Origin of the sequence: Pseudomonas sp. DrBHI1, assembly GCF_002205115.1 — a bacterium.
In the GTDB taxonomy this organism is placed as follows: Bacteria; Pseudomonadota; Gammaproteobacteria; order Pseudomonadales; family Pseudomonadaceae; genus Aquipseudomonas; species Aquipseudomonas mosselii.
On sequence record NZ_NIBE01000059.1, the window covers coordinates 76,917 to 93,263 of the forward strand.

Consider the following 16,347-nt stretch of genomic DNA (forward strand, 5'->3'; position numbering starts at 1 on the left):
TCGATCCAGGCGATCAGTTGCTCGGCCACCTGCTCGGCGTCGCCGACCAGGGTCACGTAGCGACCGCCCAGGGCGTGCTGCTCGAGCAGGCGGCGGCGGGTCCAGGCGCTTTCCTGCAACTGGCGGGTGGCGGACTGGATGGCGTTGCCCTTGGCGAAGCCGATGGGCTCGTCCAGTTCGTAGCGCGAGAAGTCGATACCGGTGGAACTGGCAAAGTGCGCGACCCCGGCCTCGGCGCTGGCGTAGCGCAGGTACTCGGCGTGCTTGGCCTGCGCCTGCGCCTCGGTCGGCGCGACGATCACGGTGATGCCCATGAACACCTTGACCGCCTGCGGATCGCGCCCGGCCGCCTTGGCCGCGGCGCGCATCTTGTCGACCTGGGCGCGGGTGGCGGCCTTGTCCTGGCCGCTGATGAACACGCACTCGGCATGGTTGCCGGCGAAGGCCAGCCCGCGCGGCGAGCTGCCGGCCTGGAACAGCACCGGCGTGCGCTGCGGCGAGGGTTCGCACAGGTGGTAGCCCTCGACCTTGTAGAACTCGCCGTGGTGCTCGACCTTGCGCACCCTGTCAGGGCGGGCATAGACCCGCTGCTCGCGGTCGGCGACCACGGCATCGTCGGCCCAGCTGCCTTCGAGCAGCTTGTACAGCACCTGCAGGTACTCGTCGGCCTGATCGTAGCGGCGGTCGTGCTCGGGTTGCTGCTCCAGGCCCATGGCCCGGGCGGCGCTGTCGAGGTAGCCGGTGACGATGTTCCAGCCGACCCGGCCATTGCTCAGGTGGTCGAGGGTGGAAAGGCGTCGGGCGAACAGGTAGGGCGCCTCGTAGGTCAGGTTGGCGGTGAGGCCGAAGCCCAGGTGCCTGGTCACCGCCGCCATGGCCGAGACCAGCAACAGCGGGTCGTTGACCGGCAGCTGGATCGACTCCTTGAGCGTCACGTCCAGCGACTGGCCATAGACATCGTAGGTGCCGACGATATCGGCAATGAACAGCCCGTCGAACAGTCCCCGCTCCAGCAGGCGAGCCAGGTCGGTCCAGTAGTCGAGGGTCTTGTACTGGGTCGAAGTGTCCCGTGGGTGGGTCCACAAACCGTGATTGATGTGCCCGATGCAGTTCATGTTGAAGGCATTGAGCAGGATCTGCTTCGCCATCAGATGGTCCCCCGGCGCGGCGGCTTCTCGTCGTTGAGGTAGTAGTTGCCGATGGCGTGGTACTTCCAGCGCACCGGGTCATGCAGGGTGTGCACCCGGGCGTTGCGCCAGTGGCGGTCGAGGTTGTGCTCGGCCAGGGTGGCCTGGCTGCCGGCCAGCTCGAACAGCGTGGTGCCGGCGGCCAGGGAGATCTCGGTGCTGATCGCCCGGGCCTCGGCCACGGCGATGGAGGCGGCGGCCAGGGTCTCGGCGTTGCTGTCGGCCTGGGCGATGTCGAGGATTTCGCCGGCGCGCTCGAGCAGCGCCTCGGTGGCGTGAAGGCGGATCGCCAGGTGGCCGAAGCTCTTCAGGGTCAGCGGGTCGTCGCTGGCCTTGTCGAGGCCGGAGTCGATCCATGGTCGGCTGCGGGTGCGCACGAAGTGCAGGGCATCCTCGTAGGCGGCGCGGGCGATGCCGGTGTCGATGGCGGCATGGAGGATCTGCGCCAGCGGGCCGACCGTGGTCGGGCGTTCGAAGGCGCTCTGGAACGGCACCACGTCCTCGGCGCGGACCGCCACGTGGTTGAACACCACCGAGCCGCTGCCGGTGGTGCGCTGGCCGAAGCCGCTCCAGTCGTCGATCACCTCGATGCCCTGGCTGTCGGCGGGCACGAAGGCCAGGTGCGACACATCCTGGTCGTCGATCACCAGGGTCGGGATGCGCTGGGCGTAGATCGCGCCGGTGCAGTAGAACTTGCGGCCGTCGATACGGAAATGGTCGCCATCGCGGCTCAGGCGGGTGGTGCGCTCGTGGGCGTTCTTGGTGCCGAGCTCGGCCAGGGCGTTGCCGAAACGCCGGCCGGCGAGCACTTCGGCGTAGAGACGTCGCTGTTGTTCGGGGCTGCCATTCACCCGCAGCACTTCCAGGGCGTAGAAGTGGTTCTGCGGGATCTGCCCGAGCGAGGCGTCGGCCTGGGCGATGCGGGCGATGACCTTGGCCAGGGTGACATTGGACACCCCGGCGCCGCCGAAGGCCTTGGGCACGCTGATGCCCCAAAGGCCGGACTGCACGAAGCGTTCGAGTTCGGTATGGGGCAGGCGGCGCTCGCGGTCGCGCAGGGCGCTGTCCTGGCGCAGGTGTTGGGCGAGTTCGTCGGCGACGGCCAGGGCCTGGGCGTCGGTGGTGATGATGGATGCAGTCATTTTGCTCTCCGGGCACTTGGAGCCGCTGTGCGGCTCTTTCGCCGGCAAGCCGGCTCCCACAGTGAGCGTTCACTGACGTCCTAGTGGGAGCCGGCTTGCCGGCGAAAGGGCTGCACCGCAGCCCCTGGGCCTTGAATCAGATCCAGGAATGGCGGGCAGGCAGGGTGCCGTTGAGGTGGTAGGCGCCGACGGCGTGGTACTTCCAGCGCACCGGGTCGTGCAGGGTGTGGACCCGGGCGTTGCGCCAATGCCGGTCGAGGTTGAACTCGGCCAGGCTGGCGCGGCTGCCGGCCAGCTCGAACAGCTTCTCGCTGGCCTGCAGCGAGATCTCGGTGGTGAGCACCTTTGCTTCGGCCACGGCAATCGAGGCACGGGCCGCGGCGGCGGCATCGATCACGCCGGCGTTCACTTCGTCGAGCACCTTGGCGGCCTTGCGCAGCAGGGCCTCGGCGGCGTGCAGCTCGAGCTTCAGGCGACCGATGTCGGCGATCACATAGGGGTCGTCGCTGTTGCGTTCGACCTTGGCTTCGATCCACGGCCGGGACTTCTCCCGAACGAACTGGATCGTGTCCTCGATGGCCGCTTCGGCGATGCCGGCGTCGATGGCTGCCTGGATCAGCTGCGAGGCGGCGCCCTGGATGCTGGGCTCCTCACGCAGGCGCCAGTTGTCCACCACCAGGTCGGCGTCCACCGGTACCTGGTCGAGCAGCACGGTACCGCTGGCTGTGGTGCGCTGGCCGAAGCCGGACCAGTCGTCGACGATACGCAGCCCCGGACTGCCGCGACGGACGAACGCCAGGCGCTGGCGGCCATCGTCGTCCAGCGCCTTGACCGCCACCCAATGGGCGTACAAGGCACCGGTGGAATAGAACTTCTCGCCGCTGATGCGATAGCCGTCGCCGTCACGGGTGAGGCGCGCCTTGAGCGTCAGGGTGTCCTTGGTCCCGCGCTCGGGGCCGGCATTGCCGATGCGCCAGCCGTCAAGCACCGAGCGGAAGATCACTGCCTGCTGGGCCTGGGTGGCGGTCAGGCGGACCAGTTGCAGGATGCCGAACTGGTTCTGCGGAATCTGCCCCAGCGCCGGGTCGGCGGCACTGATCAGGCGGAACACTTCGGCGATGGTGGCGAAGGACACCTCGGGGCCGCCGAAGGCCTTGGGCACGCTGATGCTGCCCAGGCCGCTGCGGGTGAACTGTTCGATCTCGGCCCAGGGCAGCTTGCGCTGCTGGTCACGCTTGGCGGCCTGCTGGCGGGCCACCTCGGCCAGCTCACGGGCAGCCTGCAGGGCCTCTTCGTCGTTGCGCAACACCGTGGCCGGCAGCAGCAGCGGCGAGCTGTCGAGATCGCTGTGGAATCGGGTAGTTGGTTGGCTGGACATCAGTACCGCTCCTTGGCTGCACTCAATGCCCTGGCGTTATGCACTGGGGTGATTGTGATCCTGACCATTCCTAACCTCACAAAGTTGAAAGCGTCGCCTCAGCTGATGGCGACAGACGTTTGCTGGTCCGGTGGTCCGGTCGATATACCCTATTCGTTTAGAAAAAGTTTATGAACTACCTTTTAGGAATATGAATAGAAGAACTGCAGGGTCGGCCCTGTCGCCGGCAAGCCGGCTCCCATGACCGCGGCGTAAAACTGTGGGAGCCGGCTTGCAGGCGATGAGACCTGAGCGGTCAGCGCGGGATCATCACCACCAGCTTGCCCACCGCCTGGCGCTGCGCCAGGCGTTCGATCGCCGCGCCACCCTCGGCCAGTGCAAAGGTCTGCGACACCAGCGGCTTCAACTTGCCTTCGGCGTGCCAGGCGAACAGCTGGCGGAAATTGGCGGCGTTGTCTTCCGGCTGGCGCTGGGCGAAGGCGCCCCAGAACACACCGAGCACCGCCGCGCCCTTGAGCAGGGCCAGGTTTACCGGCAGTTGCGGGATCGTGCCGCTGGCAAAGCCCACCACCAGCAACCGCCCGTTCCACGCCAGCCCGCGTACGGCCTGGTCGAACAGCGCGCCGCCGACCGGGTCGTAGATCACATCCACGCCCTGGCCGCCGGTCAGGCGCTTGATCTCGTCCTTGAGGCTGGCCTGGCTGTAGTCGATCAGTTCGTCGGCCCCGGCGGCCTGGGCGATCGCCAGTTTCTCGGCGCTGCTGGCCGCGGCGATCACCCGCGCGCCCAGGGCCTTGCCGATCTCCACCGCCGCCAGCCCCACGCCGCCCGAGGCGCCGAGCACCAGCAGGGTTTCGCCGGCCTTGAGCTGGCCGCGTTGGGTCAGCGCGTGCATCGAGGTACCGTAGGTCATGCCGAACGCGGCGGCGGTGGTGAAGTCCATGCCCGCCGGGATCGGCAGCACGTTGTAGAACGGCACCGCCACCTGCTCGGCGAAGGCGCCCCAGCCGGTCAGGGCCATGACCCGGTCGCCGACCTTGAACGCGCCGGCCTTCTCGCCGACCGCGGCCACCACGCCGGCCGCCTCGCCACCCGGGGCGAACGGCAGCGGCGGCTGGAACTGGTACTTGCCCTCGATGATCAGGGTGTCGGGGAAGTTGACCCCTGCGGCGTGCACGTCGAGGAGGATCTCGTTCTTCTTGGGCGTGGGGCTGGCGACCTCTTCCAGGACCAGGTCCCGCGCCGGGCCCAGGGCTTTGCACAACAAGGCTTTCATCAGGGCTATTCCTTTGCGTGTGGTGGCCGATAAGTGTAGGAGGGCCGTCCCGAGGGTCAACGAGCATGGCCGGCCCTGATGAGCCGGCATAAGCCCGGGCTTGGGTTTGGCCGGCGCGCTGGGTAAGCTGGCGCCAACTGTATTGAGGAGCGAATTCGTGAAAGCGTGGATCTTGATGGTGCTGGCCCTGATGCTGCCAGTGGCGGCGATGGCCGAGGAAAAGGAAGGCGAGCCCAAGGTCGCCTACATCAGCCTCAGCCCGCCCTTCGTCGGCAACTACGCCCTCGACGGCGGCCCCAAGCTGCGCGTGTACAAGGCCGATGTCGCCCTGCGCGTGACCGGCGATGCCGCCGCCGCTGCGGTCAAGCACCACGAGCCACTGATCCGCAACCAGCTGGTGGCGCTGTTCACCCAGCAGGGCGTGGACAACATGAGCAACGTCGAGGCCAAGGAAAAACTGCGCCAGGAAGCCCTGAAGCAGGTGCAGCAGGTGATGGAGTCCGAAGAGGGCAAGCCGATCGTCGAGGACCTGCTGTTCAACAACCTGATCGTGCAGTGATCAGGCGGCGAGGCTGCGGCGAAAGCGCGCCAAAGCCACGCCGAAGAATACCAGGCCGATCGCGGCCAGGGCCGCCACATCCGGCCACACCACGCTCAGCCCGGCGTCGCGGAACAGGATCGCCGCGCCGAGGCTGACGAAGTGGGTCGAGGGCGAGCCCTGCATGACCCACTGCAGCCACTGCGGCATGCTGTCCAGCGGCGTGCTGCCCCCCGACAGCAGCAGCATCGGGATGATAACCGGAATCGCCAGCAGGCCGAACTGCGGCGTCGAGCGCGCCAGGGTGGCGAGGAAGATGCCCAGCGCCGTGCTGGCGAACAGGTACAGCGCGGTCACCCCCAAAAACAGCCCCATCGAGCCCGCCAGCGGCACGCCCAGGGCGCCCTTGACCACCACTTCCAGCGAAATCCAGGTACAGGCCACCACCACCAGGGCGTTGCTGGCGATCTTCGCCAGCATGATTTCCAGCGCCGTCAACGGCAGCACCAGCAGGTGGTCGAGGGTGCCGTGCTCGCGTTCGCGCAGCAACGCGGTGCCGGTGAGGATGATGGCCAGGATGGTGATGTTGTTGACGATCTGGATCACCGCCAGGAACCAGCCGCCTTCGAGGTTGGGGTTGAACAGTGCCTTCGGGTTGAGCAGGGCCGGGCTGCTGGTGCTGCGCCCTGCGTATTCAAGCAGCTCGCGTTCGAAGATCCGGCCGATGTAGCCGGCCCCCATGAAGGCCTGGCTCATGGCCGTGGCATCGACGTTGACCTGCAGCTCTGGTGAGCGCCCGGCCAGCAGGTCGGCCTGGAAGTTCACCGGCACATTGATCACGAAGGTGTATTGCCCGCTGTCCATGGCCTGGTCCAGCCGATTTGCCGGTAGTGCTACGGCGGGCTGGAATTCGGGCGGCTGCAGCGACTCGGCGAGCTTGCGCGAGACGGCGCTGTGATCTTCATCGACCACCGCGACACTGGCGTTGTGCACGCCGATCACGGAGCCGGCGGCGGGCATGTAGATCGCCACGCTGAAGGCGTACAGCAGGAACAGCAGCAACACGCTGTCGTGGCGCAGGCTGGTGAGTTCCTTCAGGCCCAGGCGCAGGGTGTGGGAGAGGCGGCTCATCTCAGGCCTCCTGTTTTTTCAGCATGGCCAGGCTCAGCCCGGTGAAGGCGGCGAAGAAGCCCAGCAGTGCCAGGCACTGCGGCCACAGCTCGCGCAGGCCCAAGGCCTTGGTGAAGGTGCCGACGGCGATGTCGAGGAAGTAGCCGGCCGGGAACAACTGGCCCATCAGCGCCGCCGCGCCGTCCAGCGACGAGCGTGGCACGATCAGGCCGGAGAACTGGATGGTAGGCAGGCTGGTGATGATCATGGTGCCGAGGATCGCCGCGATCTGCGTGCGGGTGAATGCCGAGATCAGCAGGCCCAGGCTGGTGGTCGCCAGCAGGTAGGCCAGGCCGCCGCAGGCCAGGGCCAGCGGGCTGCCCTTGAGCGGCACGCCGAACAGCCAGCGGTTCATCGCCACCAGCAGCGCCAGGTTGACCAGGCTCACCACAAGGTAGGGCGCCTGCTTGCCGAGCAGGAACTCCAAGCGCGTCAGCGGGGTGGCGTAGAAGTTGGTGATCGAACCCAGTTCCTTTTCCCGCACGATGCCCAGTGCGGTGAGCATGGCCGGGATGAAGGCCAGGATCAGCGCCATGACGCCGGGGCCGATGGCGTTCACGCTGACCACGTCCTGGTTGTAGCGAAAGCGTGTCTCCAGGCGTACCGGCTGCTGGCGCGCCACCGGGTGCGGGCCGAGGGCGGCCAGCTGCTCCAGGTTGGCCTGGTGCACGGCCTCGACGTAGTTGCGGCTGGTCTCGGCGCGGAACGGCATGCCGCCATCGAGCCACGCGGCCACCACCGGCTGGCGCCCGGCATGCAGGTCGCGACCAAAGCCCGGCGGGATCTCCAGGGCCAGCTTGATCTCCGAGCGTTGCAGGCGCTGGTGCAACTGGCGGGCATCGCGGATCGGCGCCTGTTCGGCGAAATAGCGCGAGCCCCGGAAGGCCTCGAGGTAGGCGCGGCTCTGCGGGCTCTGGTCCTGGTCGTACACGGCGAAGGCGAGGTTCTCCACATCCAGCGAAATGCCATAGCCGAAGATCACCATCATGAACAACGCCCCTGCCAGGGCGAAGGCCAGACGCACCTTGTCGCGCAGCAGCTCTTTGCCTTCGCGGCTGGCTACGGCCAGCAGGCGACGCAGACTGAAGGCCTGGCGCAGGGCGGGCGCTGGGGCAGCGGCCTGATCCAGCGTGGTGTCGGCTTGTGTCTGGGGGGGCGCCTCCTGGGCCTGTTCGAGACAACGCACGAACGCGTCTTCCAGGGTGTCGCCACCGAACCTGACTTGCAGGGCCCGCGGGGTGTCGCAGGCCAGCACCCGGCCGGCGTGCATCAGCGAGATGCGGTCGCAGCGCAGGGCTTCGTTCATGAAATGGGTGGACAGGAAGATGGTCACGCCCTGCTCGCGGGACAACTCCACCAGCAGGCGCCAGAAGTCGTCGCGGGCCGCCGGGTCGACACCCGAGGTCGGCTCGTCGAGGATCAGCACTTCCGGGCGGTGCAATACCGCCACGGCCAGCGACAGGCGCTGGCGCAGGCCCAGGGGCAGGGCGCCGGACGGCTGGTCGGCGATGGCGCCTAAGTCGAAGCGTTCGATGAGCTCGGCGATGCGCGGCGCGCTGTCGGCCTTGGCCAGGTCGAACAGGCGAGCGTGCAGTTCGAGGTTCTGCCGGGCGCTCAACTCGCCATACAGCGAATAGCTCTGGGACATGAAGCCGACCCGCTTGCGCGTGGCCAGGTCGCCAGCATCCACCGGGCGGCCAAGCAGACTGGCGCGGCCCTCGCTGGCCGGCATCAGGCCGGTGAGCACCTTCATGGTGGTGGTCTTGCCGCAGCCGTTGGAGCCGAGGAAACCGAAGATCTCGCCGCGGCCGATGGCGAAGCTGACCTTGTTCACCGCGGTGAAGTCGCCGAAACGCAGGGTCAGGTCGTGGGCCTCGATGGCAATCGGCCCGCCGTCGGCCTGGCGTGGCGGGATGCGCAAGGGCTCGGGCTGTGGTCGTCCGGCGCCCTGGAAGTGGGTGAAGGCGTCGTCCAGCTTGCCGCTGGGCGTAATCGCCGCCAGTTCGCGGCTGAGGCCGGCGGCCAGCAGGCGGCCAGCGTCGAGCATCAGGCAATGCTCGAACTGCTCGGCCTCCTCCATGTAGGCGGTGGCCACCAGCAGGGTCAGTTGCGGGCGTTGGGCGCGCACCTGCTCGACCAGCTCCCAGAAGCGCCGCCGTGACAGTGGATCGACGCCGGTGGTCGGCTCGTCGAGGATAAGCAGGTCCGGTTCGTGGATCAGCGCGCAGCACAACCCCAGTTTCTGCTTCATGCCGCCCGAGAGCTTGCCGGCCGGGCGTTCGGCGAAGCGCTCCAGGTCGGTGGCGCGCAGCAGGCTGGTCATGCGCTGCTCGCATTCGGCGCGGCCCAGGCCGAACAGAGTGGCGAAGAAACGGATGTTTTCGCGGATCGACAACTCCGGGTACAGGTTGTTGCCCAGGCCCTGGGGCATGAAGGCGACCTTGGGATACAGCGCGGTGCGGTGGCGGCGTTGGCGGATCGAGCCGCCGAGTACCTGCAACTCGCCCTGTTGCAGGCGCTTGACCCCGGCGATCAGCCCGAGCAGGGTCGACTTGCCGGCGCCATCCGGGCCGATCAGGCCGCAGCGGGTCCCGGCCGGCAGGCTGAACGCGAGGCTGTGCAGGGCCTGCAGCTCGCCATAGCGGTGGCTGACCCCTTCGGCCCGCAGGGCGATCGCCGCGTTCATTGCAGGTTGGCCGGCCAGCCCACGTCGGCGGTGCGCACGTACCCGGCGCCGGGCATGCCCGGCTTGGCCTGGGGCACGGCGCTCGGTTCGGTCAGGCGCAGCTTGACCCGGAACACCAGTTTTTGCCGCTCATCGCGGGTCTCGACCTGCTTCGGGGTGAACTGCGCCTTGGCCGCGACGAACGCCACCTTGGCCGGCAGGGCCTTGTCCGGCAGGGCGTCGAGCACGATCCGCGCCTGGTCGCCGACGGTCAACCGGCCGGTGGTGGCGGCGGGCAGGTAGAGGTTCATGTACTGGTCGCTGGGGTCGATCAGCATCAGCACCCGGCCGCCTGCGCCGAGTACTTCGCCGGGCTCTGCCAGGCGCAGTTGGATGATGCCGTCGATGGGCGCGCGCAGGCTGCTGTCGTCGATTTCGCTGGTGAGCTGGGCGACCTGGGCCTCGGCGGCGCCGATGGCGGCCTTGATCGCCGCCAGCTGGGCCCGGGCCGCGACCACGGCCGCGGTGGCGGTGTCGTAGCGGGCCTGCTGCTGGTCGAGCAACTGCTGGCTGGCGAACTTGCGCTGGTAGATCTCGCGAATCCGCTTAAGCTCCTGGCTGGCCAGCAACAGCTCGCTCTGGCGCAACTGCACGCTGGCTTGTGCAGCGGCGTAGTTCTCCCGGGCGCGCAGCACTTCGGCCTCGGCCTGGCTGCGCTGGGCTTCCATCGTGCGGGTGTCGATGCGCGCCAGCAACTGGCCGCGGGTGACCTTGTCGCCTTCGTCGACCAGCACCTCGGCCAGGCGTCCGGGGATCTTGCTGGCGATCTGCACCTCGGTGGACTCGAGGCGCCCGTTGCCCATGCTCAGGCCTTCGGGCAGGCGGTCGTGAAGGGACTTCCAGTAGCCCAGCCCGCCTGCCGCCAGCAACAGCAATACCAAGGCGGAGGCGAAGATTCTGGGGGCTTTTCGATTCATCGGTCTGCATCCTGCGGCTGGCACGCCTTATCCTGGCGCGACGCGCTTCCTTGCGCGTTGATATTGGTCAAACCCCTGACAATAGCCGCACAATCAGCTCAGTGCGAGAATCGCGGCCCATTGCTCGGCGCTCACCGGCATCACCGACAGGCGGCTGCCTTTGTGCACCAGGGGCAGTTCCTCGAGCGCCGCCTGCTGCTTGAGCAGGCCCAGGCCGAGTACCTGGCGGAACGTCCGCACATGCTCGACATCCACTGCGCTCCATGGGTTTTTCTCGGCGCTGGCCTTGGCGTCGTGGTAGTGGCTGCGCGGATCCAGGGCGGTCGGGTCCGGGTAGGCGGCGGTGCTGATTCGGGCGATACCGGCGATACCCGGTTGCGGGCAACTGGAGTGGTAGAAGAAGAACTCGTCGCCTACGCTCATGGCCCGCAGGAAGTTGCGCGCCTGGTAGTTGCGCACCCCGTCCCAGCGGGCGCTGCCCAGGCGTGCCAGGGCTTCGATGGAAAGCTCGTCGGGCTCGGATTTCATCAGCCAGTAGGCCATGGAGGCTGCTCCTGAAAAAGTTTGAAATAACTCGTTGCATGAAACCGACAGTCGGTTGGCGTCAACGTTTGCCTGGCGGCTCATGTTGTCGGAAAATGCGCCGATTTTAAGCTATACGCTCCGGCAGCCATCAAGAAAGCCGCCGAGCCTGGACAGTTGTTCTTGGGGGGCAATCAATGAAACAACGTAAACCGGACCTGCTCTGGATCTTGGCGTTCATCTTCGGGCTGGGCGTGGTCACCACCGGTTACGCGCAAGGTTTGTGGGAACGCAAGCTGGATGCCGCCTATCAGCAGGCGCCTGTCGATCCGGCGCAGCAACAGCACCGCTGATTCCCCTTCGCGCGCCTCACTTGGGCGCCAGGTACCAGCCACGGTCCGAGACCGTGCCTTGCAACGGTACATCCCAGCTCGCCTGGTTGAGTCGCTCCACTTTCTGGCATTCGTGCGCCAGCCCCAGCAGCAGTGGTTTTTTCCACGCCTTGCGCCGGCCCTGGTAGGCCAGGCTGCGGTCATAGAAGCCTCCGCCCATGCCCAGGCGTCCCCCCACCTCGTCGAAACCGACCAGCGGCAGCAGGATCAGGTCCAGCGCCCAGATCGGCCGTTGCCGCTTGCGTTCGATCACCGGCTCCAGGATGCGAAACCGGTTCGGGCGCAGTGCCTCGCCGGCCTCGAAGCGCTGGAACACCATGCGCGTGCGCGGCCAGGCGTGCAGCACCGGCAGGTAGACGCGCTTGCCGCGCTTGTGCGCCTCGCGCAGCAGCAGGCGCGAGTCGATCTCGCCGTCGTTGGGCAGGTACAGGGCGATATGCCGGGCGCGGCGGAACAGCGGATCCTGCGCCAGTTGGCGATACAGGCCTTCGGCGGCCTGGCGTTGCTGGGCGGGTGTGAGGGCGCGGCGAGCGTTGCGCAGGAGACGGCGAAGCTGGGGGCGGGTAAGCGGCGCGGTGTCGGTCATGGCACGGGCGATCCCAGAAGAAACGAAAAGCCCGCCGTTGGAGGCGGGCAGTTCTGAATGCAGGCTCCCCGACAAGACCGCTATCGGTGTAGCCCTTGAACCCGAAAGTTCAAGGTGGAGATTGCAGGGGGCGTTAAGGCTTTCCGTCGGGCGGACATGCACACCTGCCCCAGCGTGCAACCCCCGTGGTTGTGCGTATCGGCTCAGGGACATAACCGACTGGCGCATCCCCCAGGGAGTGGCGCCAGTATACCAATCTCAGTCGTTTTTGCTAACCGGATCGTCGGACAGGGCCTGGTCGACCCGCTCCAGCAGGTCGCGCACCTGCTCGCGGGTGGTGCCACCGCTGGTCACTTCGGGGCGTTCCTGGCGGTGCAGCAGCTCGTGGGTGATATTCAGCGCGGCCATCACGGCGATGCGGTCGGCACCGATCACCTTGCCGCTGCTGCGGATCTCGCGCATCTTGCCGTCCAGGTAACGGGCGGCGCCGACCAGGTTGTTGCGCTCCTCGGGCGGGCAGATGATCGAGTATTCCTTGTCGAGGATCTGGACGGTGACGCTATTGCTTGAACTCATGAGTCTTGCTCCAGGGCCTTGAGGCGCAGGATCATCGATTCGATCTTGCGTTTGGCGATCTCGTTCTTTTCGATCAGGTGGGCGCGCTCCTCGCGCCAGGTTCGTTCCTGAGCTACTAAGAGTGCATTTTGCCGCTTTAGTTGCTCGACCCGTTCGATCAGCAACTCGAACCGGCCCATCAGCGCTTGCAGGTCGTTCTCTTGCATGGATTGCACTCGATTCCTTGACTCGCCTGACGATCATGCCTGCCCCAAGGGCGCGACGGCCAGTGCCGATGGTCTTGGCGCGCCTGCCGGTGCTAGGATACAAGGTCTCCATTCTAGTCATTGCGCCGTCTGGCGCCTAGCTGCCCATGCCCAATACCCAATCGCCCTACATCGCCTTCGCCATGTTGCTTTCGAGCAATGGCCACCCTGTCACTCCCGCCGAGCTGCATGGCCTGCTGATCGGCCGCAGCTGCGCCGGCGCCGGCTTCGATGCCGATGCCTGGCTGGCCGACGCCGCCCAACTGCTCGAGACCGAGCCCGGTGACTCGGTGCGCAACGCCCTGGTCGGCCTGCAAGAGATGGTCAAGGCCGAGCTGACCGGCGAGGACGTCGCCATCGTCCTGCTGCTGCCTTCCGACGACGCCGCGCTGGCCGACCGTGCCACCGCGCTGGGGCAGTGGTGCCAGGGCTTCATCACCGGTTTCGGCCTGAACGCCGGCGGCAAGGACCTGTCCACCGATGCCAAGGAAGTGCTCCAGGACCTGGTGGCCATTTCCCAGGTCCAGGAAGCGCTGGAAGAGTCCGAGGACGGCGAGAGCGACTACATGGAAGTCATGGAGTACCTGCGCGTCGCCCCGCTGCTGCTGTACACGGAGCTGGCCAAGCCGCAAGCGCCCGCGCCAAAGCCATCGCTGCACTGATCTGAACGGGGTCGTTTGCCCATGAGCCACATACCCAAGGCGGAGTACGCCCGTCGGCGCAAGGCGCTGATGGCGCAGATGGTCCCCAACAGTATCGCCATCCTGCCGGCGGCCGCGGTTGCCATCCGCAACCGCGATGTCGAGCATGTCTACCGCCAGGACAGCGATTTCCAGTACCTGAGCGGCTTTCCTGAACCCGAGGCGGTGATCGCCCTGATTCCGGGACGCGAGCATGGCGAGTACGTATTGTTCTGCCGCGAGCGCAATCCCGAACGCGAGCAATGGGACGGCCTGCGCGCCGGCCAGGAAGGCGCGGTGCGCGATTTCGGCGCCGACGACGCCTTCCCCATCATCGATATCGACGAGATCCTGCCGGGCCTGATCGAAGGGCGCGAGCGGGTCTACAGCAACATGGGCAGCAACCCCGAGTTCGACCGCCGGCTGATGGAGTGGATCAACGTGATCCGTTCCAAGGCCCGCCTCGGCGCCCAGCCGCCGAACGAGTTCGTTGCCCTGGATCATCTGCTGCACGACATGCGCCTGTATAAATCGGCGGCGGAAGTGAAGGTCATGCGCGAGGCCGCGGCGATTTCCGCCCGGGCCCACGTACGCGCCATGCAGGCCTGCCGCCCCGGACTGCACGAGTACAGCCTGGAAGCCGAACTGGACTACGAGTTCCGCAAGGGCGGGGCGAAGATGCCGGCCTACGGCTCGATCGTCGCCGCCGGGCGCAATGGCTGCATCCTGCACTACCAGCAGAACGACGCGCCGCTCAAGGACGGCGACCTGGTCCTGATCGACGCCGGTTGCGAGATCGATTGCTACGCCAGCGACATCACCCGCACCTTCCCGGTCAGCGGGCGGTTCTCGCCGGAACAGAAAGCCATCTATGAGCTGGTGCTCGCGGCCCAGGCCGCGGCGTTCGCCGAGATCGCCCCGGGCAAGCACTGGAACCACGCCCACGAGGCGACCGTGCGGGTGATTACCGAAGGGTTGGTGGCGCTGGGGCTGCTCAAGGGCGAGGTGCAGGCATTGATCGACAGCGAGGCCTACCGCGCCTTCTACATGCACCGCGCCGGACACTGGCTGGGCATGGATGTGCACGACGTGGGCGAATACAAGGTCGGTGGCCAGTGGCGCGTGCTCGAGCCGGGCATGGCGCTGACCGTCGAGCCTGGCATTTACATCGCTGCCGACAACCAGGCGGTGGCGAAGAAATGGCGCGGCATCGGGGTAAGGATCGAGGACGACGTGGTGGTGACCAGACAAGGCTGTGAAATCCTGACTTCAGGCGTGCCACGCACGGTCGCCGAGATCGAGGCGCTGATGCGAGACGCCCGCAAGGACGCCGCATGAACCGAGTCAACCTGGCGATCATCGGTGGCGGCCTGGTCGGCGCGAGCCTGGCCCTGACGCTGCAGGGCGCGGCCAAGGCCCGTGGCTGGAAGATCCTGCTGATCGAGCCGTTCGCGCCCGGCGACAGTTTCCAGCCCAGCTATGACGCACGTTCCTCGGCGCTGTCCTACGGCACCCGGCAGATCTACGAGCGCCTGGGGTTGTGGCAGACCATCAGCCGCCGCGCCGAGCCGATCCGACAGATCCAGGTGTCCGACCGCGGCCGCTTCGGCGCCACCCGCCTGGACGCCCTGGAAGAAGGCGTGCCGGCTCTCGGCTACGTGGTGGAGAACGCCTGGCTTGGCCAGTGCCTGTGGCAGGCCATCGACGACGAAGTGATCAGCTGGCGTTGCCCGGCGCAGGTGCAGGCGATGCAGGCTATTGCCGGCGGCTATCGCTTGCAGCTGGATGACGACACGTCGCTGGAATGCGACCTGGCAGTGCTGGCCGACGGTGGTCGTTCGGGCCTGCGCGAGCAACTGGGCATCCATGTGCGCAACACGCCCTATGACCAGAGCGCGCTGATCGCCAACATCACCCCGGGCGAAGCCCACGCCGGCCAGGCGTTCGAGCGCTTCACCGAACAAGGGCCGATGGCCTTGCTGCCGCTGGCGGACAACCGCTGCGCGCTGGTCTGGACCCGCCAGGGGATGGACGCCAGGCGGTTGGCCGAGCTCGACGAGCGCAGCTTCCTGCGCGAGCTGCAGGAGGCCTTCGGTTACCGCCTCGGCGCCTTGCGCCAGGTCGGTGCCCGCCATCTCTATCCGCTGTCGCTGGTCGAGGCCGAGGAGCAGGTACGCCCGCACCTGGTGGTGCTGGGCAACGCCGCCCACAGCCTGCACCCGATCGCCGGCCAGGGCTTCAACCTGTCGCTGCGCGACGTGCAGTCGCTGGCGGACGCCCTGCTGGCCGGCCCGGCGTTGCCGGGCGACCTGGCCACGCTGCAGGCATACCACCAGCGCCAGCGCCTCGACCAGGCCCTGACCATCGGCTTCTCCGACCAGGTCACCCGCCTGTTCGGCAGCAGCCAGCCATTGCTGGCTGCCGGGCGCAACCTCGGCCTGCTCGGCCTGGACCTGCTGCCGCCGGCGAAAAGCTGGTTCGCCCGCCAGGCCATGGGCCTGGGCACGCGCCCCGACCCGCGAGGTCGCCCATGAGCGCGGCGCGCAGGCTCGCACGGCGGGCGCGGATGCTGCGCTGGCTGCTGAACTTCTACCCGCCCTACCTGGGCGCCGGCATCCATATCCAGCAAATCAGCCCGGACATGCGCAGCGTCAAGGTGCGCATGAAGCTGACGCGGTGGAATCGCAACTACGTCGGCACCCAGTTCGGCGGCAGCCTGTACGCGATGGTCGACCCGTTCTACATGCTGCTGCTGATCGAGCAGCTGGGGCGTGACTACATCGTCTGGGACAAGGCCGCCAGCATCGATTTCATCTCGCCGGGCAAGGGCCCGGTGTATGCCGAGTTCCACGTCGACGACGCGCTGCTGGACGAGATCCGCCAGCAGACCGCCAGCGGCAAGAAGTACCTGCCCCGGCTGCAGGTGGAGATCCGTGACGGTGCCGGCGAGCTGGTGGCGCGGGTCGACAAAACCCTATACGTGCGGCTCAAGCCGCAAGCGAGGCAGGCGTAA

17 protein-coding genes and 1 other RNA gene are annotated in these 16,347 nt (G+C 67.2%); 6 read left to right on the forward strand and 12 right to left on the reverse strand.

The genetic code is table 11. The features are described from left to right. The 4 genes from CC207_RS12390 to CC207_RS12410 all read right to left on the reverse strand — a co-directional run. A partial coding sequence (locus tag CC207_RS12390; RefSeq protein WP_371916447.1) for an LLM class flavin-dependent oxidoreductase occupies nucleotides 1-1,148 on the reverse strand: 1,148 nt, incomplete at its 3' end. After that, on the reverse strand, nucleotides 1,148-2,329 hold the full coding sequence (locus CC207_RS12395; RefSeq protein ID WP_088852186.1) for an SfnB family sulfur acquisition oxidoreductase: 1,182 nt from the start codon (nucleotides 2,327-2,329) through the stop codon (nucleotides 1,148-1,150). The genes CC207_RS12390 and CC207_RS12395, both read right to left, overlap by 1 nt. 136 nt (nucleotides 2,330-2,465) lie before the next feature. Continuing rightward, complete coding sequence (locus tag CC207_RS12400; RefSeq protein WP_062359884.1) at nucleotides 2,466-3,707, reverse strand: SfnB family sulfur acquisition oxidoreductase; 1,242 nt, start codon at nucleotides 3,705-3,707, stop codon at nucleotides 2,466-2,468. A gap of 295 nt (nucleotides 3,708-4,002) precedes the next feature. After that, nucleotides 4,003-4,983, reverse strand: a complete 981-nt coding sequence (locus tag CC207_RS12410; protein WP_069015909.1) for an NADPH:quinone oxidoreductase family protein — start codon at nucleotides 4,981-4,983, stop codon at nucleotides 4,003-4,005. Nucleotides 4,984-5,140: 157 nt separating this feature from the next. On the opposite strand from CC207_RS12410, the gene CC207_RS12415 reads away from it, so the two are divergent. Next, nucleotides 5,141-5,542 carry a flagellar basal body-associated protein FliL gene (locus CC207_RS12415; RefSeq protein WP_028688568.1) on the forward strand — a complete coding sequence of 134 codons (402 nt, stop codon included), beginning with the start codon at nucleotides 5,141-5,143 and terminating at the stop codon, nucleotides 5,540-5,542. Here the strand turns inward: CC207_RS12415 and CC207_RS12420 are convergent, their stop codons facing one another. The 4 genes from CC207_RS12420 to CC207_RS12435 all read right to left on the reverse strand — a co-directional run bounded on the left by CC207_RS12420 (nucleotide 5,543) and on the right by CC207_RS12435 (nucleotide 10,876). Then, complete coding sequence (locus tag CC207_RS12420; RefSeq protein WP_062359883.1) at nucleotides 5,543-6,652, reverse strand: ABC transporter permease; 1,110 nt, start codon at nucleotides 6,650-6,652, stop codon at nucleotides 5,543-5,545. Between the two features lies 1 nt (nucleotide 6,653). Next, nucleotides 6,654-9,377, reverse strand: a complete 2,724-nt coding sequence (rbbA, locus tag CC207_RS12425) for a ribosome-associated ATPase/putative transporter RbbA (protein WP_088852188.1) — start codon at nucleotides 9,375-9,377, stop codon at nucleotides 6,654-6,656. Then, nucleotides 9,374-10,333: an HlyD family secretion protein gene (locus tag CC207_RS12430; RefSeq protein ID WP_088852189.1), complete on the reverse strand. Its 960-nt coding sequence runs from the start codon at nucleotides 10,331-10,333 to the stop codon at nucleotides 9,374-9,376. The genes rbbA and CC207_RS12430 overlap by 4 nt, the downstream gene beginning before the upstream one ends. Nucleotides 10,334-10,426: 93 nt before the next feature. Next, nucleotides 10,427-10,876: an EVE domain-containing protein gene (locus CC207_RS12435; protein ID WP_028688564.1), complete on the reverse strand. Its 450-nt coding sequence runs from the start codon at nucleotides 10,874-10,876 to the stop codon at nucleotides 10,427-10,429. Between the two features lie 176 nt (nucleotides 10,877-11,052). Between CC207_RS12435 and CC207_RS27155 the strand changes: the two genes are divergently transcribed. Continuing rightward, a complete protein-coding gene (locus tag CC207_RS27155; protein WP_011536298.1) occupies nucleotides 11,053-11,208 on the forward strand; it encodes a hypothetical protein in 156 nt (51 codons plus the stop codon). Between the two features lie 16 nt (nucleotides 11,209-11,224). Here the strand turns inward: CC207_RS27155 and CC207_RS12440 are convergent, their stop codons facing one another. From CC207_RS12440 to CC207_RS12455, 4 genes are all read right to left on the reverse strand, one after another. After that, nucleotides 11,225-11,833: a 5-formyltetrahydrofolate cyclo-ligase gene (locus CC207_RS12440; RefSeq protein ID WP_088852190.1), complete on the reverse strand. Its 609-nt coding sequence runs from the start codon at nucleotides 11,831-11,833 to the stop codon at nucleotides 11,225-11,227. Between the two features lie 61 nt (nucleotides 11,834-11,894). Beyond that, nucleotides 11,895-12,074, reverse strand: a non-coding RNA gene (gene ssrS / locus CC207_RS12445) — 6S RNA. Nucleotides 12,075-12,091: 17 nt separating this feature from the next. Next, nucleotides 12,092-12,409, reverse strand: coding sequence for a cell division protein ZapA (locus CC207_RS12450; protein WP_028688562.1), 318 nt, complete (start codon nucleotides 12,407-12,409; stop codon nucleotides 12,092-12,094). Then, entirely contained in the window at nucleotides 12,406-12,615 is a 210-nt protein-coding gene (locus CC207_RS12455; protein WP_028688561.1) for a TIGR02449 family protein, read from the reverse strand. The genes CC207_RS12450 and CC207_RS12455 overlap by 4 nt, the downstream gene beginning before the upstream one ends. 146 nt (nucleotides 12,616-12,761) lie before the next feature. On the opposite strand from CC207_RS12455, the gene CC207_RS12460 reads away from it, so the two are divergent. Genes CC207_RS12460 through CC207_RS12475 form a run of 4 tightly spaced genes read left to right on the forward strand, consistent with a single transcriptional unit; the run spans nucleotide 12,762 to nucleotide 16,347 of the window. Continuing rightward, nucleotides 12,762-13,316, forward strand: coding sequence for a YecA family protein (locus CC207_RS12460; RefSeq protein WP_028688560.1), 555 nt, complete (start codon nucleotides 12,762-12,764; stop codon nucleotides 13,314-13,316). 21 nt (nucleotides 13,317-13,337) lie between these two features. After that, nucleotides 13,338-14,672, forward strand: a complete 1,335-nt coding sequence (gene pepP, locus CC207_RS12465) for a Xaa-Pro aminopeptidase (protein ID WP_088852191.1) — start codon at nucleotides 13,338-13,340, stop codon at nucleotides 14,670-14,672. Beyond that, entirely contained in the window at nucleotides 14,669-15,868 is a 1,200-nt protein-coding gene (gene ubiH / locus CC207_RS12470) for a 2-octaprenyl-6-methoxyphenyl hydroxylase (RefSeq protein WP_028688558.1), read from the forward strand. Before pepP ends, ubiH begins: the two co-directional genes overlap by 4 nt. Continuing rightward, a complete protein-coding gene (locus tag CC207_RS12475) occupies nucleotides 15,865-16,347 on the forward strand; it encodes a DUF4442 domain-containing protein (RefSeq protein ID WP_088852192.1) in 483 nt (160 codons plus the stop codon). Before ubiH ends, CC207_RS12475 begins: the two co-directional genes overlap by 4 nt.

Excerpts from the sequence above, each read along its gene's own strand:
- CC207_RS12450 (WP_028688562.1), bottom strand. The coding sequence starts at position 12,409 with ATGAGTTCAAGCAATAGCGTCACCGTCCAGATCCTCGACAAGGAATAC.
- pepP (WP_088852191.1), top strand. The coding sequence starts at position 13,338 with ATGAGCCACATACCCAAGGCGGAGTACGCCCGTCGGCGCAAGGCGCTG.
- rbbA (WP_088852188.1), bottom strand. The coding sequence starts at position 9,377 with ATGAACGCGGCGATCGCCCTGCGGGCCGAAGGGGTCAGCCACCGCTAT.
- CC207_RS12395 (WP_088852186.1), bottom strand. The coding sequence starts at position 2,329 with ATGACTGCATCCATCATCACCACCGACGCCCAGGCCCTGGCCGTCGCC.
- ubiH (WP_028688558.1), top strand. The coding sequence starts at position 14,669 with ATGAACCGAGTCAACCTGGCGATCATCGGTGGCGGCCTGGTCGGCGCG.
- CC207_RS12455 (WP_028688561.1), bottom strand. The coding sequence starts at position 12,615 with ATGCAAGAGAACGACCTGCAAGCGCTGATGGGCCGGTTCGAGTTGCTG.
- CC207_RS12460 (WP_028688560.1), top strand. The coding sequence starts at position 12,762 with ATGCCCAATACCCAATCGCCCTACATCGCCTTCGCCATGTTGCTTTCG.
- CC207_RS12400 (WP_062359884.1), bottom strand. The coding sequence starts at position 3,707 with ATGTCCAGCCAACCAACTACCCGATTCCACAGCGATCTCGACAGCTCG.
- CC207_RS12420 (WP_062359883.1), bottom strand. The coding sequence starts at position 6,652 with ATGAGCCGCCTCTCCCACACCCTGCGCCTGGGCCTGAAGGAACTCACC.
- CC207_RS27155 (WP_011536298.1), top strand. The coding sequence starts at position 11,053 with ATGAAACAACGTAAACCGGACCTGCTCTGGATCTTGGCGTTCATCTTC.
- CC207_RS12475 (WP_088852192.1), top strand. The coding sequence starts at position 15,865 with ATGAGCGCGGCGCGCAGGCTCGCACGGCGGGCGCGGATGCTGCGCTGG.
- CC207_RS12430 (WP_088852189.1), bottom strand. The coding sequence starts at position 10,333 with ATGAATCGAAAAGCCCCCAGAATCTTCGCCTCCGCCTTGGTATTGCTG.
- CC207_RS12410 (WP_069015909.1), bottom strand. The coding sequence starts at position 4,983 with ATGAAAGCCTTGTTGTGCAAAGCCCTGGGCCCGGCGCGGGACCTGGTC.
- CC207_RS12440 (WP_088852190.1), bottom strand. The coding sequence starts at position 11,833 with ATGACCGACACCGCGCCGCTTACCCGCCCCCAGCTTCGCCGTCTCCTG.
- CC207_RS12435 (WP_028688564.1), bottom strand. The coding sequence starts at position 10,876 with ATGGCCTACTGGCTGATGAAATCCGAGCCCGACGAGCTTTCCATCGAA.